Here is a 15,688-nt window from a genome sequence, read left to right as displayed (position 1 = left end):
GGCTCACTCCCACAGGGATTTTCGGCAGAGTTTGAAAGGGTGTGGTTAACAGGCGAAGACCGATGATAAAAGCAAAAACAGGCAAGCCAATGGAAGGGTCGCGCAGTCGTTCGCAGATCATCGCGTTATTCATTGCGCTGATCATTTTCATCATGCTGTTGTTCGCCAACTTCGCGCACCTCAATACCCAGTCCACGTACGACAAACAGTACATCGGTCACGCCGGCGAGCTGCGCGTGCTGTCCCAGCGCATTGCCAAGAACGCCACCGAAGCCGCCGCCGGCAAGGCCGCAGCGTTCAAGTTGCTTAGCGATGCGCGCAATGATTTTGCCCAGCGCTGGAGTTATTTGAAAAAGGGCGACCCTTCCACCGGCCTGCCGCCGGCCCCGGCAGCCGTACGCCCGGAAATGCGCGCCGTGCAGGTGGACTGGGAACGCCTGCTGAAAAACACCGACGCCATCCTCTCCAGCGAGCAGACGGTGTTGTCACTGCATCAGGTCGCCGCGACACTGGCTGAAACCGTGCCGCAATTGCAGGTCGAGTACGAGAAAGTGGTGGAGATCCTCCTGCAGCGCGGTGCACCGGCCGCCCAGGTTGCCATGGCCCAGCGTCAATCGCTGCTGGCCGAGCGCATTCTGGGGGCGGTGAATACGGTGTTGTCCGGAGACGAAAACTCGCAACAGGCGGCCGATGCCTTCGGTCGTGACGCGGCACGTTTCGGCCAGGTGCTCAATGGCATGCTTCAGGGCAATGTGGCGCTGCGGGTCAGCCAGGTCGAAGATCGCGATGCGCGGGCGCGATTGATGGAGATTTCGGAGCTGTTCGAATTCGTTTCCGGCTCGGTGGATGAAATCCTCGAAACCTCGCCCGAACTGTTCAAGGTGCGAGAATCGGCCACCAATATTTTCAGCCTTTCGCAAACCCTGCTCGATGAAGCCTCGCACCTGGCCAGCGGTTTCGAAAACCTTGCCGGCGGACGTGACACCGATACCATCGGCGGCTACGTGTTGGGCCTGGCAGCGCTGATGTCGATCATTCTCATCGGTCTGGTGATGGTGCGCGAAACCAATCGCCAGCTGCGGGAAACCGCCGAGAAAAATGAGCGCAACCAGAATGCGATCATGCGTCTGCTGGACGAGATCGAGGACCTGGCCGATGGTGACCTGACCGTGACCGCTTCGGTGACCGAAGACTTCACCGGCACCATCGCCGACTCGATCAACTATTCCGTGGACCAACTGCGCGACCTCGTCGCAACCATCAACCTGACCGCCGGGCAGGTCGCCGCCGCCGTGCAGGAAACCCAGGCCACCGCCATGCACCTGGCGCAGGCCTCGGAGCATCAGGCGCAACAGATTTCCGAAGCCTCCACCGCGATCAATGACATGGCCGAGTCCATCGACCAAGTGTCGGCCAACGCCGCCGAGTCCTCGGCGGTGGCGGAACGCTCGGTGGAAATCGCCAACAAGGGCAATGAGGTGGTGCACAACACCATCCACGGCATGGACAATATTCGCGAACAAATTCAGGACACCGCCAAACGGATCAAGCGCCTGGGTGAGTCTTCCCAGGAAATCGGCGATATTGTCAGCCTGATCGATGACATTGCCGATCAGACCAACATCCTGGCGCTCAACGCGGCGATTCAGGCGTCCATGGCCGGTGATGCCGGGCGCGGTTTCGCGGTGGTCGCCGACGAAGTGCAACGGCTGGCGGAACGCTCTTCGGCTGCCACGCGACAGATCGAGACCCTGGTACGGGCGATCCAGACCGACACCAATGAAGCGGTAATTTCCATGGAGCAGACCACCACCGAAGTGGTGCGCGGCGCCCGTCTGGCGCAGGATGCAGGAGTGGCCCTGGAAGAAATCGAAGGGGTTTCCAAAACCCTCGCGGCGCTGATCCAGAGTATTTCCAATGCCGCCCAACAGCAGACGTCGTCCGCCGGTCAGATTTCCCTGACGATGAATGTGATCCAGCAGATCACCTCGCAGACCTCGTCCGGTTCCACCGCCACCGCCGAGAGCATCGGCAACCTGGCGAAAATGGCCAGCCAACTGCGGCGGTCGGTGTCCGGTTTCACCTTGCCGGCGACCAAGGCGCAGGTGACGGACAACGCTTGAATCGCCTGCGGGCGTTTGCAACTTGACTGAAGTGGGAAGTGGAGTGGTTATGGGTGATCGGCACGACTATGTGGCCCTTGAATGGGTCAAGGGCGAGATTGCCGAAACGCTGAAGCAGGCTCATCACGCGATCGAAACCCAGCTTGATGACCCGCAGGCGACGCAGGCCCTGAGCGATTGCCTGGCGTGCATTCATCAGGTTCACGGCAGTTTGCAGATGGTCGAGTTCTACGGCGCGGCCCTGCTCGCCGAAGAGATGGAGCAACTGGTCGCCGCGTTGCAGCACAATCGCGTCAGCCATCGCGATGAAGCGCTGCATCTGATGCTGCAAGCCTTGGGACAACTGCCGATCTACCTCGACCGGGTGCAGGGCGCCCGTCGCGATTTGCCGCTGGTGGTGCTGCCGTTGATCAACGACCTGCGCAGCGCCCGTGGTGAAAGCCTGTTGTCGGAAACCAGCCTGTTCAGTCCGCAATTGCCGGACCTGCCACCCCTGAACGCCGAGTCCCTGGCATTGCTGGAACCGGCAGATTTGCCGAATGTATTGCGCAAGCTGCGGCAGATGCTGCAAATGGCCCTGGTTGGCCTGCTCCGTGAGCAGGATGACGACACAAACCTCGGCTACCTGGTCAAGGTGTTTTCCCGTCTCGAAAGCCTGTGCGGCAACGCCCCCCTGAGCCCGTTGTGGCAGGTTGCTTCGGCGCTGGTCGAAGGCATGCGCGGCGGCGCGATCGCTAACAGCCCGGCCTTGCGCAGCCTGTTCAAGGACGCCGACAAGGAACTCAAGCGCCTGCTCGAACAGGGCATGAGCGCCATTAATCAGCCGGCGCCGCCGGAGCTGCTCAAGAGTTTGTTGTTCTATATCGCCAAGGCCGAACACCCCACCGGGCAGATGCTGACCATGAAAGATCGCTACGGACTGGACGACGCGCTGCCGGACAGCGCGATGGTCGATGAAGAACGTGCACGGCTGGCCGGTCCCGACCGTGATGCCATGCGTTCGGTATTGGCGGCACTGTGTGAAGAGTTGGTCCGGGTCAAGGAGCGCCTGGACCTGTTCGTACGCAGCGACCGGCAACACGCCTCGGACCTGGACAGCCTGCTGGCGCCGTTGCGGCAAATCGCCGACACCCTGGCGGTGCTGGGATTCGGCCAGCCGCGCAAGGTCATCATCGATCAACTGGCGGTGGTATTGAGCCTCGCCCAGGGGCATCGCGCGCCCGATGACGCGATTCTCATGGACGTCGCCGGGGCCTTGCTCTATGTCGAAGCCACCCTGGCCGGCATGGTCGGCACCGTTGAGCCGGAGAGCCAGGAAGACAACTGTCTGCCGACCACCGACCTGACGCAGATCCATCAGATCGTGATCAAGGAAGCACGCATCTGCCTGCAACAGGCCAAGGACATGATCGTCGACTACATCGACGCCGACTGGGACCGTCAGCAATTGCAGGCGCTGCCGGCCTTGCTGACGCAGGTGCGTGGTGCGCTGGCGATGATTCCGTTGAGCCGTGCGGCGGTCCTGGTCGAAACCTGCAACCATTTCATCCGCGAACACTTGATGCTCGATCCTGGCCAGCCCGGCTGGCAGGAACTGGACAGTCTGGCCGACGTTATCGCCAGCCTCGAGTATTACCTGGAACGCCTCAACGACGACCCCGAAGCCCCCGGTGAGCAGTTGCTCGACATCGCGGAAAACAGCCTGGCAGCCCTCGGCTTCTTCCCTAACGAAAAGCCCAGCGAACAACAGGTGCCGGTGCTGGAGGATGTGCTGAGCCCCAGCGAAGCGCAGGCCATGCAGCAACTGCAGGAACTGGATGCCCCGGCCATCGTCCAGACCCTGGCGGATGTGCTGGCCAATCCGCTATCGGCCCTCAATCCGCCTGCGCTGAACACGCCGGGCAGCCTGTTGCCGCCACCACCCGGGGAAGAACCGGTGGACGACGAGTTGCGGGAAGTGTTCCTCGAAGAAACCGAAGAGGTGCTGGGCATCCTTCAGGAGTACTTGCCACGCTGGTCGGCAAGTCCCGAGAACACATCGGCCCTGGGTGAGATACGCCGCGCTTTCCACACCCTCAAGGGCAGTGGCCGGATGGTCCGCGCGCTGGTATTGGGTGAGTTGGCCTGGGCGGTGGAAAACCTGCTTAACCGCGTGCTGGAACACAGCATTGCGCCGGGCGCGGCAGTGCAACAGTTGCTGAGTGAGGTCCTGGCGCTGTTACCGGAACTGATCGCCGAATTTGCCGACAATACCCAGCGCCAGCGAAACGATGTCGACCAATTGGCCGCCCGCGCTCATGCTCTGGCCAAGGGCGAAGAGCCGGCATCCGACGAGGACACGCAAGACGTCGCGGCACTCGATCCGCTATTGCTGGAAATCTTCGGCAAAGAAGCGCAAACCCATCTGGGCAGCCTCAACCGTTTCCTCGACCAGGCCGCCGAACACGTGCCGTTGCAGGCCAGCGATGAGTTGCTGCGTGCCTTGCACACCCTCAAGGGCAGTGCGTCGATGGCCGGGGTGCTGCCGATTGTCGAACTGGCGGCGCCGCTGGATCAATTGACCCGGGAATACAAGGCCCACCAGATTGCTCTGGACCTGGACGAAGTCGAGGTGCTGCTGGAAGCCGAAGGCTTGTTCCGCCTTGGCTTGCGCCAGCTCAAGACCGACCCCCTGGCCGAGATACCCGGCGCCCGCGCCTTGATCGAACGGGCCAAGGCGTTGCTGGCCGAGCGTCTGCAAGGTCTCATGAATGCACCGAGCAGCGGCTTGCGGATCAAGCGTGATCCGCAATTGATCAACAACTTCCTGGCCCAGGGCATGGACATCCTGCTGGACGCCGAAAGCCTGTTGCAACGCTGGCAGCAACACCCCGGCGAGCGCCAGGAGCTCAGTGCGCTGCTGGACGAATTGACCACCCTCGGCGAGGGCGCACACCTGGCCGACCTGCATCCGGTGGATGAACTCTGCGAAGCCTTGCTCGACCTTTACGGCGCCGTGGAAGAAAGCAGCCTGGCCGTCAGCGAGGCGTTTTTCCAGGAGGCGCAAAGTGCCCACGACGCGCTGATCAACATGCTCGACGAACTGGCCGCCGGCCAGGAAGTCAGCCCGCGCCCGGAACGCATTCGCGCCTTGCATGGCTTGCTTGATCAAAGCCTGGACCCATCGGCCATGGGCCTGATCCGCAGTGACGGCAGCCGCAGCCTGAGCATTCGCGAACTGGGCGATGCCACCGCCGAATTAGCGAGTACGCCGCCCCCTGTGGGAGCGAGCCTGCTCGCGATGGACGTTAACGATGACGCGCTGTCTCTGGATGAACGCGGTGCCGGTGAGTCCATCGCGAGCAGGCTCGCTCCTACAGAAGAGCGGGACCGTGAGCTGGATGAAGAGATCGTCTCGATCTTCCTCGAAGAAGCGGTAGATATCCTCGACAGCGCCAATCAGGCCTTGCAGCGTTGGTTGAACGAGCCGCTGAACGCCGCGCCGCTGTCGTCGCTGCAACGCGACTTGCACACCCTCAAGGGCGGCGCGCGAATGGCCGAGGTCGAGCCGGTCGGCGACCTGGCCCATGAGCTGGAAAGCCTGTACGAAGGTTTGGTGGACCGCCGCTACAACTACAACGAAATGCTGGCGCAATTGCTTCAGTCCAGCCATGACCGGTTGGCACAATTGCTTGAGCAATTGCAGCGCCACGAACCGATGGGCGATCCCGGCGAGTTGGTCGAAGCCATTCGCGCGTTCAGGCAGGGCCATGCGGGCCACGCCGAGGTGATCGAGCCGGCGGCCAGCAATGACGCTACTCATCATGACAGCGAATTACTGGATATCTTCCTTGAGGAAGGTTTCGACATCATCGAAAGCTCCGGCGCGGCGCTGGTACGCTGGCAGGCCGAGCCTACGAACCGCCAGGAAGTGGAAACCCTGCTGCGCGACCTGCACACCCTCAAGGGCGGTGCACGCATGGTGGAAATCACACCGATCGGCGACCTGGCCCATGAACTGGAATTTCTCTACGAAGGTTTATCCACCGGCGTCCTGAAACCCACGGCCACGTTGTTTGAGTTGCTGCAACGCAGTCATGACCGACTGGCGCAGATGCTCGACGCGGCCCGCGCCGGGGAACCGTTGCCGCCCGCCGACCGGTTGCTCGATGCGATCAGGAACTTCAGCCACCCGGTGGTTCCCGAGGTCCCGGCTCAGGTTGCGGTGCCTGCCACGGCAAAGCTCGATACGCCACTGCTGCAAGTCGACCCTGGCGCGGACATGGTCAAGGTCTCGGCGGAACTGCTCGACGACCTGGTCAACCTGGCGGGCGAAACGTCGATCTTCCGCGGCCGCATCGAACAGCAGGTCAGCGATGCGCAAGTGGCCTTGAACGAGATGGAAACCACCATCGAACGCATGCGTGATCAGTTGCGCCGCCTCGACACCGAAACCCAGGGGCGGATCCTCAGTCGTCAGCAAGTCGACGCCGAGCGCCTGGGTTACGAAGAGTTCGACCCGTTGGAGATGGACCGCCACTCACAGTTGCAGCAGCTGTCGCGGGCCTTGTTCGAGTCCGCCTCCGACCTGCTCGATCTCAAGGAAACCCTCGACCGGTGCAATCAGGATGCGGAAAACCTGTTGCAGCAGCAGGGGCGCATCAACACCGAATTGCAGGAAGGCCTGATGCGTACGCGCATGGTGCCGTTCGAACGGATGCTGCCGCGCTTGAAGCGCATCGTTCGTCAGGTGTCCGAGGAGCTGGGCAAAGACGTCGAGTTCATCGTCGGCAACGCCGAGGGCGAAATGGATCGCAATGTGCTCGAGCGCATGGCGGCGCCACTGGAACACATGCTGCGCAATGCAGTGGACCATGGTCTTGAGTCCGCCCAGGCGCGTGTCGCGGCAGGCAAACCGGCGCAGGGGCGGATCACCCTCGACCTGCTGCGCGAAGGCGGCGATATCATTTTCGATATCCGCGACGACGGTGCCGGCGTGCCGCTGGACGCCGTGCGACGCAAGGCAATCAAACGCGGCCTGCTCGATTCGAGCAGCGATATCAGCGACCACGATGTATTGCAGTTCATCCTGCAACCGGGATTTTCCACCGCCGAGAAAATCACCCAAATCTCCGGGCGTGGCGTCGGGATGGACGTGGTCCACGAAGAGGTGCGGCAATTGGGCGGCACCATGAGCATCGACTCTGTACCTGGACAGGGCGTGCATTTTCGCATCCGCCTGCCGTTCACCGTGTCGGTCAACCGTGCGCTGATGGTGCAATGCGGGGAGGACCAGTACGCGATCCCGCTGAACACCATTGACGGCATCGTCCGCGTATTGCCCAACGAACTCGAAGGGCACTTCCGCCTCGATCCGCCGGCCTATGAATACGCCGGGCAACGCTATGAGCTGTGCTATCTGGGCGAATTGCTGAAAACCAGTCCCCGACCAAAACTCCTGGGCCAGAGCCTGCCGCTGCCGGTGCTGCTGGTGCAATGCAACGAGCGCCATATTGCGGTGCAGGTCGATGCCATGACCGGCACCCGCGAGATCGTGGTCAAGAGCCTCGGCCCACAGTTCGCGGCGGTGCAGGGCGTGTCCGGTGCCACCATCCTGGGGGATGGCCGGGTGGTGCTGATTCTCGATTTGCTGGCGCCGATCCGTGCCCTGCAAGCTCACGTGCCGCAGCGCCCGGCAAATCTCGAAGTCGAGGTCGAACCACAACGGCCGTTGCTGGTGATGGTGGTCGACGACTCGGTCACGGTGCGTAAGGTCACCAGCCGCTTGCTCGAACGTCATGGCATGAACGTGCTGACCGCCAAGGACGGTGTCGACGCCATGCTGCTGCTCGAAGAACACATGCCCGACATCATGCTGCTGGACATCGAAATGCCGCGCATGGATGGCTTCGAAGTGGCGAAGCAAGTGCGTGGCGATGAGCGTTTGCAGCATTTGCCGATCATCATGATCACCTCCCGCACCGGCCAGAAACACCGCGACCGGGCCATGGCCATCGGCGTCAACGATTACCTCGGCAAGCCGTACCAGGAATCGGTACTGCTCGAAAGCATTGCCCTATGGAGCAAAACCCATGCTTGAGCAGCGCATCAACCCGCGCAGCATCAGCCTCACCGGCCTGCTGCTGCCCCTGGCCGACCGCAACCTGATCCTGCCCAACGTCGCTGTTGCCGAACTGATCGGCTACCAGCCTGCGGCTTTCGATCTCGATACACCGCCCTGGTACCTCGGCCGGGTCAGCTGGCGCAACCGGCAGATTCCCTTGCTCAGCTTCGAATCAGCCTGCGGCAACAAAATCGTCATCGGCGAACGCGCACGGATCGTCATTCTCAATGCGTTGGGAGGGCGGCCTGAACTGAAATTCATCGCGATGCTGGTTCAGGGTATTCCGCGCTCGTACAAGCTCGACAGCCAGTTGAGCTACGTGGATGTGCCGTTGTGTTCGCTGGAGAAAGCGGCGGTGCAGGTGGCTGACCAAGTGGCCAAAGTGCCGGATTTGATGGCCCTTGAGGAGTTACTTGTCAATGCAGGGTTGACCTGACTGGCCCCTTCGCGAGCAGGCTCGCTCCCACAGGGGAATGCATTTCAAAATGTGGGAGCGAGCCTGCTCGCGAAGGCGGCCTTCAACTCAGCAAGGTCGTGCCTGCTAAACCTTGGCCTCAGCCATCGCCTCATGCTGATCCAGCGCCCGCTCCACCAATAAATGCACCCCATCGGCCATCTTGCTCAGTGCCAAGGCTACAGAGCGCCGCGAGCCATCCACATCGTCCGCCAGATCGGCCGCAATGGCACTGATGGAAAGCAGGTCTTCGGAGGCGTTGGCCAGAAGCGCTTCGGTACCGATATCGGGAGAGACAGTGAAGAGTGGGTACTTTCTGCGCTTGGCCGGTTTTTCGCGAGAAGGCGGGAAGTAATGGGAGAAGGCGCGTTCGGCGGCTTCCTTGAGCTTTTCGGTGTCGAGGGATGCCTGGGAATCGGGATCGGTTTCCGAGGGCATGGGAGTAGCTTTGAACATGGTGAAGCTCCAATTAATGAGTTTTAGCAGCTCCATTTTTCGGGGTTCCAGGCCCGGTCGCTGAATTGGCAGCGACCCACAAACAATAAAGATCACCGCCAAAGCCTGCCAGTCAGCGGGTTCCGGCATTCCTGTAGGTCGTGATGCAGGATTACGTAGCCGCTGACCATTCTTGGCGACAAGCTTTTAAACAAAAAAATCACATATGAAGATTCCCAAATTGGGCCTGATCGGTCCTCTTTTGGGACGTATCGCGTTCCGACTTTCAAACCTGCGGTGGTCGCTCTGACCCCATCGCTGGCAAGCCAGCTCCCACAGTAACTACGTTGGTCACAAATGTTGTGTACGACACAAACCCTGTGGGAGCTGGCTTGCCAGCGAAGGCGTCAGTTCAGGCAACCATTAACCTGAGCGTAACAATCCACCCCTTTGCTTGATTGATGCCCCCACCCAACCCTCCTACTGTGACCCCCACGACAGCGAACCCGTGGAGTGGTCATGACAACAACAATATCCCCCGACTCGCGATGGACGCGGCGGCGTAGCGAAAAGCAGCGGCGTCTCGAGTTGGTCAAGGGCCTTGCCGACGGTGTGGTGTTGCCCACCGAGAATATCGTGGCGGCGCTGGAGGCGTTGATTCTGCCCGGCGACCGTGTGGTGCTCGAAGGCAACAACCAGAAACAGGCGGACTTTCTGTCCCGCTCCCTGGTCAAGGCTGATCCGGCCAAGCTCCACGACCTGCACATGATCATGCCCAGCGTCGGTCGCGCCGAGCATCTGGATCTGTTCGAACGCGGCATCGCCCGCAAGCTCGATTTCTCCTTCGCCGGCACCCAGAGCCTGCGCATCAGCCAGTTGCTCGAAGACGGTCTGCTGGAAATCGGCGCGATCCACACCTACATCGAGCTCTACGCACGGCTGGTGGTCGATCTGATTCCCAACGTCGTGCTCTCGGCCGGTTTCATGGCCGACCGCGCCGGTAACATCTACACCGGACCCAGCACCGAGGACACCCCGGCGTTGATCGAACCGGCGGCCTTCAGCGATGGCATCGTTATCGTCCAGGTCAACCAGTTGGTAGACGACGTCAGCGACCTGCCTCGCGTTGATATCCCCGCGTCCTGGGTCGATTTCGTGGTGGTCGCCGACAAGCCGTTCTACATCGAACCGTTGTTCACCCGCGACCCCCGCCACATCAAGCCTGTGCATGTGCTGATGGCGATGATGGCGATTCGCGGGATCTACGAAAAACATAACGTCCAGTCCCTGAACCACGGCATCGGCTTCAACACCGCCGCCATCGAACTGATCCTGCCCACCTACGGCGAATCCCTGGGTCTCAAAGGCAAGATCTGCCGCAACTGGACGCTCAATCCCCATCCAACCCTGATTCCGGCCATCGAAAGCGGCTGGGTCGAAAGCGTGCACTGCTTCGGCACTGAACTGGGGATGGAAAACTACATCGCGGCGCGGCCGGACGTGTTCTTCACCGGGCGCGACGGCTCACTGCGCTCCAACCGGATGTTCAGCCAGCTCGCCGGGCAATACGCGGTGGACCTGTTCATCGGTGCCACCCTGCAAGTCGATGGCGATGGTCATTCCTCCACCGTGACCCGCGGTCGCCTGGCCGGCTTCGGCGGGGCGCCGAACATGGGCCACGACCCGCGCGGTCGTCGCCACGGCACACCGGCCTGGCTCGACATGCGCCACACCGACGTTGCCGAACCGATGCTCGAGCGCGGCAAGAAGCTCGTGGTGCAAATGGTCGAGACCTTCCAGGAGGGCGGCAAACCGACCTTCGTCGAGACGCTGGATGCCATCGACGTGGCGAAGAAAAGCGGCATGCCGCTGGCACCGATCATGGTTTACGGCGATGACGTCACCCACCTGTTGACCGAAGAAGGCATCGCCTACCTGTACAAGGCCCGTTCGCTGGAAGAACGCCAGGCGATGATCGCCGCTGTCGCCGGGGTGACCGCCATCGGCCTGCGCCATAACCCGAAAGACACCGCGCGCATGCGCCGCGAAGGCCTGATCGCCTTGCCCGAAGACCTCGGGATCCGCCGCACCGACGCCACCCGCGAACTGCTCGCCGCGAAAAGCGTGGCCGATCTGGTGGAGTGGTCCGGTGGTCTCTACAACCCGCCCGCCAAGTTCAGGAGTTGGTAATGCACGCATTCAACCTGCAACCGAAGACCCTGACCCTGGCCGAACGGCTGGCGGACCTGGCGGTGGACGCATTGATCGACGAAGCGGACCTGTCGCCGAAGCCGGCGCTGGTCGACCGTCGCGGTAGTGGCGCTCACACTGATTTGCACCTTGGACTGATGCACGCCTCGGCGCTGGCGCTGTGGCCGGCGTTCAAGGAAATGGCTGAGGCCGCTATCGAGATTGGCGAGATCGGCTTGCCGTTGCGTGAGGCCATTGGCTTGATTGGTCGTGAGGGCGAACAAGCGATGCTTGCCACTACCAATGGCGTAAACACTCATCGCGGCGCGATCTGGGCCCTAGGCTTGCTGGTCGCTGCAGTAGCCCTTGAACCTGAATCCAGCGCTGCCGGGGCCATCGCCTTGCGCGCCGCACGCCTGGCCTTGCTCGATGATCGCTACATGCCGCGTCCGCTCAGTCACGGCGCACAAGTCACCCAACGGTATGGCGTGCGTGGTGCTCGTGAGGAGGCGCAGCTCGGCTTCCCGGCGGTGATCCAGCGTGCGCTGCCGCAACTCAAACGCAGCCGCGCTGCCGGTCACGGTGAGCAGAACGCACGACTCGACGCACTGCTGGCGGTCATGACCGAACTGTCCGACACCTGCGTGCTGTACCGCGCCGGGGAAGAGGGCCTGCACACCATGCAACTCGGTGCCCAAGCGGTACTCGACGCGGGTGGCAGTGCGAGCCTTTCGGGCCGCCGTCGCCTGCATGAGCTGGACCAACAATTAATCGCATTGAATGCCTCGCCCGGTGGCGCTGCCGACCTTCTCGCAGCCTGCCTGTTCATCGACCGTATTGAGTCGGGCGATTGCCTCATCCAGGGAGTGATCTGATGGAAACCCTATCCTTTGAATTTCCCGCCGGGCAACCGCCACGCGGTCGCACGCTGGTGGGCTGCGTCGGCTCGGGCGATCTGGAAGTGTTGATCCAGCCGGGCCAACCCGGCAAGTTGACGATCACCGTACAGACCTCGGTCAACGGCAGCGAGCAACGCTGGCAGCATCTGTTTGCGCGGATGTTCGACGGTCAGATGCCGTCGGCGATGGACATCGATATCCATGATTTCGGCGCCACTCCCGGCGTGGTGCGCCTGCGTCTGGAACAGGGCTTCGAGGAGATCGGCCATGACTGACAGTGCCGCGCTCCTTAACAAGCACAGCTTCATCGAACTCGGCGCCCGGCAACGTGCGAAAGCCTTGCTCGATGCTGGCACCTTTCGCGAATTGCTCGACCCCTTCCAGCGCATCATGTCACCGTGGCTGGCCCGTCAGGGCGTGGTGCCGCAAGCCGATGACGGCGTGGTGATCGCCAAGGGCTGCCTCGACGGTTTGCCGGTGGTGATCGCCGCCATCGAAGGTGCGTTCCAGGGTGGCAGCCTCGGTGAAGTCGGCGGGGCGAAGATTGCCGGCGCCCTGGAACTGGCCGCCGAAGATAACCGCAACGGTATTGCGACCCGCGCCGTGCTGCTGCTGGAAACCGGTGGCGTGCGGTTGCAGGAGGCCAACCTTGGCCTGGCCGCGATTGCCGACATCCATGCGGCCATTGTCGAACTGCGCCAATACCAACCGGTGGTGGGCGTGATCGCCGGCAGCGTCGGTTGCTTCGGCGGCATGTCGATTGCCGCCGGGTTGTGCAGCTACTTGCTGGTGACCCAGGAAGCGCGGCTCGGCTTGAACGGTCCACAGGTGATCGAGCAGGAGGCCGGGCTCGAAGAATACGACTCCCGCGACCGGCCCTTCATCTGGAGCCTGACCGGTGGCGAGCAGCGTTTTGCCACCGGACTGGTGGATCGTTACGCCGAAGATGACGTAGCGCAGATCCGCCAGCAGATCGGCGAGTTGCTCCAGCAAGGTTTGCCGGCGCAGCAGCGCAGCGCTCAGGCCGATCTGTACCTGCAGCGGCTGGCGCGCCTGGACGCCGAACCGCAAATCGAGCCGGCGACGGTTCGCGACCTGTATCAAGGAGAGCGCTCATGAGTTCGTATTCCCTCAGGGGCTTGCACTGGTTCAACGCCTTGAGTGGCGATGCCAAACCGGTCGATGGCTTGCCCGCTTCATTGAAAGTGGCCGATGGTTTTTTGGGTGGACAACCGGTGCGGTTTCTCGCCGTGGTGGCCGATCCCGACAACCGTTTCGTCCGTGCTCGTAACGGCGAGGTGGGTCTGCTGGAAGGGTGGGGCCTGGCCAAGGCGGTGGATGAAGTCATTACGGCTGACGAAGGCAAACCGCAAAAACGCGCACTGATCGCCATCGTCGACGTACCGAGCCAGGCCTATGGTCGTCGCGAAGAAGCGCTCGGGATTCATCAGGCATTGGCCGGGGCGGCGGACAGTTACGCTCGTGCTCGTCTGGCCGGGCATGCGGTCATCGGGTTGCTGGTGGGCAAGGCCATGTCCGGGGCGTTTCTGGCCCACGGCTATCAAGCCAACCGTTTGATTGCCCTGCGTGATCCAGGGGTGATGGTGCATGCCATGGGAAAGGCCTCGGCGGCGCGGGTGACGCTGCGTAGCGTCGAAGAACTGGAAACCCTGGCCGCCAGCGTGCCACCGATGGCCTATGACATCGACAGCTATGCCAGCCTGGGTTTGCTTTGGGAAACCTTGTCGGTGGACCGGATCGAGCAGCCAACCGCCACCGATGTGAGCCGTGTAACTGAATGCCTGACCCAGGCCATTGGCGATGTTGTCGAAAAAGGCCGGGATCTGAGCAGTCGCCTGGGCGCGAGCAACCGTGCGGCATCGAGCCATGTTCGCCAACTGTTGAGAGAGCAGTGGTGAACGCGTTAATGGCCCACGACCTGCTCTGGGGCATGGCCCCGGAGCAATTGCCTGTGGATGCGCCGGTGTGGGCGGTCGAATCGATCCGAGCCGGGCAGCCAGTAGTGGTGCGTCGTGCGGTCTCGGCGGCGGGGCAGGTGGCAGTCGGCGTGCGCGGGCGTTTGCGTGAGCAGCGTTATGCGGCGTCAATGGCAATCGAATCGGTGTCGCGCCGCGTGCAGCCGGAACAGCTGTGTCATGTCGAAAGCCAGCGCGAACTGCCGGCGTTGCAGGCGCTCAAGCAGTTGCGCCCGCTGCTCGACCGTTGTGGTTGGACATGGGGTATCAGCGGCAGCGCCGGTTTCGAATTGGCCAGTGGTTTTGAAGCGCTCCACGAAGGCAGCGATCTGGATCTGATTTTGCGTACTCCGCAGCCAATCACTCGTGTTCAGGCGCAGGCGCTGGTGACACGGCTCGATACAGCGGTGTGCGTGGTAGACATGCAATTGCAAACTCCTTTCGGCGCCGTGGCCTTGCGCGAGTGGGCCGGTTCTTCGCATCGAGTTCTGCTGAAAAACGCCTGTGAAGCCTGTCTGGTACTCGATCCATGGAACGTGCAGGAGCAAGCAGCGTGAGCAGCTTGCTGGTGTTTCCGGGGCAGGGTGCGCAGCAGCCGGGCATGCTCCAGCGCGTGCCGCGCGAAACCCTCAACGAGGCCAGCGATGTGCTGGGCGAGGATGTCTCGCGGCTGGATTCTGCCGAGGCGTTGCAATCGACGCGGGCGGTGCAACTTTGCCTGTTGATCGCGGGGGTGGCGGCTGCTCGGCAGTTGGCAATTCCGGCGGATTACGTCGCCGGATTATCCATCGGTGCTTATCCGGCAGCGGTGGTGGCCGGTGCCTTGAGTTTCAGTGATGCGCTGCATCTGGTGAGTCTGCGCGGTGAGTTGATGCAGCAGGCTTATCCACAGGGCTATGGCATGACCGCGATCACGGGGCTCGAACTGGCGACGGTGGAAGCGCTACTGGCGCAGGTTCACAGTGAGGACTCACCGGTTTATCTGGCGAACATCAACGCCGATAACCAGGTGGTGATCGCCGGCAGCGAAGGCGCGATGAAAACGCTGGCCGATCTGGCGAGAAGCCGGGGTGCAGGTCTGGCCAAGCGTCTGGCAGTGAGTGTGCCGTCGCACTGTCCGCTGCTGGAAACACCCGCCAAAACCCTGGCCGAAGCGTTCACCAGCGTTAAGCTGCAAACCCCGAAAATCGGCTACCTGAGCGGCAGTCGCGCACGGCCGATCATCAACACCGAAGCCTTGCGCGACGACCTGGCTTTCAACATGTGCCGCGTAGTGGATTGGCGCGGTACGGTACAAAGCGCCTACGAGCGCGGCGTACGTCTACAGATCGAACTGCCGCCCGGTGCGGTGCTGACCGGGCTGGCGCGCCGGGTGTTCGAGCAGGGCACCGTGATCGCTTTTGACGGTGCCCGCCTCGATACCCTGCAGGCGCTGTTGCGTGAGGAGGGAAGCCGCCAACCCTAGATCAGCGACTCAGGCCTTCGAACAACAAAAACAACATTCGACG

Annotated in this window: 11 protein-coding genes; 10 read left to right on the top strand and 1 reads right to left on the bottom strand. The window is 62.1% G+C overall.

All coding sequences use genetic code 11. The features are described 5' to 3' along the window. The first annotated feature begins 62 nt into the window (after positions 1-62). From LAB08_RS28475 to LAB08_RS28465, 3 genes are read left to right on the top strand one after another with little or no spacing between them, the layout of a single operon-like run. Positions 63-2,123 (top strand): methyl-accepting chemotaxis protein, encoded by a 2,061-nt coding sequence (locus LAB08_RS28475; RefSeq protein ID WP_096514420.1) that lies wholly within the window; start codon positions 63-65, stop codon positions 2,121-2,123. Between the two features lie 49 nt (positions 2,124-2,172). Then, positions 2,173-8,202, top strand: a complete 6,030-nt coding sequence (locus tag LAB08_RS28470) for a hybrid sensor histidine kinase/response regulator (RefSeq protein ID WP_096514421.1) — start codon at positions 2,173-2,175, stop codon at positions 8,200-8,202. Continuing rightward, positions 8,195-8,662 (top strand): chemotaxis protein CheW, encoded by a 468-nt coding sequence (locus tag LAB08_RS28465; RefSeq protein WP_096514422.1) that lies wholly within the window; start codon positions 8,195-8,197, stop codon positions 8,660-8,662. Before LAB08_RS28470 ends, LAB08_RS28465 begins: the two co-directional genes overlap by 8 nt. Before the next feature lie 105 nt (positions 8,663-8,767). Here the strand turns inward: LAB08_RS28465 and LAB08_RS28460 are convergent, their stop codons facing one another. Next, positions 8,768-9,136 carry a DUF6124 family protein gene (locus LAB08_RS28460; protein ID WP_096515630.1) on the bottom strand — a complete coding sequence of 123 codons (369 nt, stop codon included), beginning with the start codon at positions 9,134-9,136 and terminating at the stop codon, positions 8,768-8,770. Between the two features lie 498 nt (positions 9,137-9,634). Here LAB08_RS28460 and mdcA point away from each other — a divergent pair, with 498 nt between their 5' ends. Genes mdcA through mdcH form a run of 7 tightly spaced genes read left to right on the top strand, consistent with a single transcriptional unit; the run spans position 9,635 to position 15,645 of the window. Further along, positions 9,635-11,305, top strand: a complete 1,671-nt coding sequence (gene mdcA, locus LAB08_RS28455) for a malonate decarboxylase subunit alpha (protein ID WP_096514423.1) — start codon at positions 9,635-9,637, stop codon at positions 11,303-11,305. Further along, positions 11,305-12,180: a triphosphoribosyl-dephospho-CoA synthase gene (locus LAB08_RS28450; protein WP_096514424.1), complete on the top strand. Its 876-nt coding sequence runs from the start codon at positions 11,305-11,307 to the stop codon at positions 12,178-12,180. Before mdcA ends, LAB08_RS28450 begins: the two co-directional genes overlap by 1 nt. Continuing rightward, on the top strand, positions 12,180-12,479 hold the full coding sequence (locus LAB08_RS28445; RefSeq protein ID WP_096514425.1) for a malonate decarboxylase subunit delta: 300 nt from the start codon (positions 12,180-12,182) through the stop codon (positions 12,477-12,479). The genes LAB08_RS28450 and LAB08_RS28445 overlap by 1 nt, the downstream gene beginning before the upstream one ends. Beyond that, the gene (locus LAB08_RS28440) at positions 12,472-13,323 is read left to right on the top strand and encodes a biotin-independent malonate decarboxylase subunit beta (RefSeq protein WP_096514426.1); all 852 of its coding nucleotides are present in this window, start codon (positions 12,472-12,474) and stop codon (positions 13,321-13,323) included. The genes LAB08_RS28445 and LAB08_RS28440 overlap by 8 nt, the downstream gene beginning before the upstream one ends. Next, entirely contained in the window at positions 13,320-14,123 is an 804-nt protein-coding gene (gene mdcE, locus LAB08_RS28435) for a biotin-independent malonate decarboxylase subunit gamma (protein ID WP_096514427.1), read from the top strand. Before LAB08_RS28440 ends, mdcE begins: the two co-directional genes overlap by 4 nt. Continuing rightward, the gene (locus tag LAB08_RS28430) at positions 14,117-14,737 is read left to right on the top strand and encodes a malonate decarboxylase holo-ACP synthase (protein ID WP_096514428.1); all 621 of its coding nucleotides are present in this window, start codon (positions 14,117-14,119) and stop codon (positions 14,735-14,737) included. Before mdcE ends, LAB08_RS28430 begins: the two co-directional genes overlap by 7 nt. Then, a complete protein-coding gene (mdcH, locus tag LAB08_RS28425) occupies positions 14,734-15,645 on the top strand; it encodes a malonate decarboxylase subunit epsilon (protein ID WP_096514429.1) in 912 nt (303 codons plus the stop codon). The genes LAB08_RS28430 and mdcH overlap by 4 nt, the downstream gene beginning before the upstream one ends. The last annotated feature ends 43 nt before the right edge of the window (positions 15,646-15,688 follow it).

Source organism: Pseudomonas izuensis (assembly GCF_002356535.2).
GTDB lineage: Bacteria > Pseudomonadota > Gammaproteobacteria > Pseudomonadales > Pseudomonadaceae > Aquipseudomonas > Aquipseudomonas izuensis.
The sequence above is the reverse complement of the archived record's forward strand: the minus strand, read 5'-3'. Positions and strand labels throughout refer to the sequence as shown.

Coding starts and splice junctions, on each gene's coding strand:
- LAB08_RS28440 (WP_096514426.1), top strand. CDS start 12,472: ATGACTGACAGTGCCGCGCTCCTTAACAAGCACAGCTTCATCGAACTC.
- LAB08_RS28450 (WP_096514424.1), top strand. CDS start 11,305: ATGCACGCATTCAACCTGCAACCGAAGACCCTGACCCTGGCCGAACGG.
- LAB08_RS28460 (WP_096515630.1), bottom strand. CDS start 9,136: ATGTTCAAAGCTACTCCCATGCCCTCGGAAACCGATCCCGATTCCCAG.
- mdcE (WP_096514427.1), top strand. CDS start 13,320: ATGAGTTCGTATTCCCTCAGGGGCTTGCACTGGTTCAACGCCTTGAGT.
- LAB08_RS28470 (WP_096514421.1), top strand. CDS start 2,173: ATGGGTGATCGGCACGACTATGTGGCCCTTGAATGGGTCAAGGGCGAG.
- LAB08_RS28465 (WP_096514422.1), top strand. CDS start 8,195: ATGCTTGAGCAGCGCATCAACCCGCGCAGCATCAGCCTCACCGGCCTG.
- mdcA (WP_096514423.1), top strand. CDS start 9,635: ATGACAACAACAATATCCCCCGACTCGCGATGGACGCGGCGGCGTAGC.
- LAB08_RS28475 (WP_096514420.1), top strand. CDS start 63: ATGATAAAAGCAAAAACAGGCAAGCCAATGGAAGGGTCGCGCAGTCGT.
- LAB08_RS28445 (WP_096514425.1), top strand. CDS start 12,180: ATGGAAACCCTATCCTTTGAATTTCCCGCCGGGCAACCGCCACGCGGT.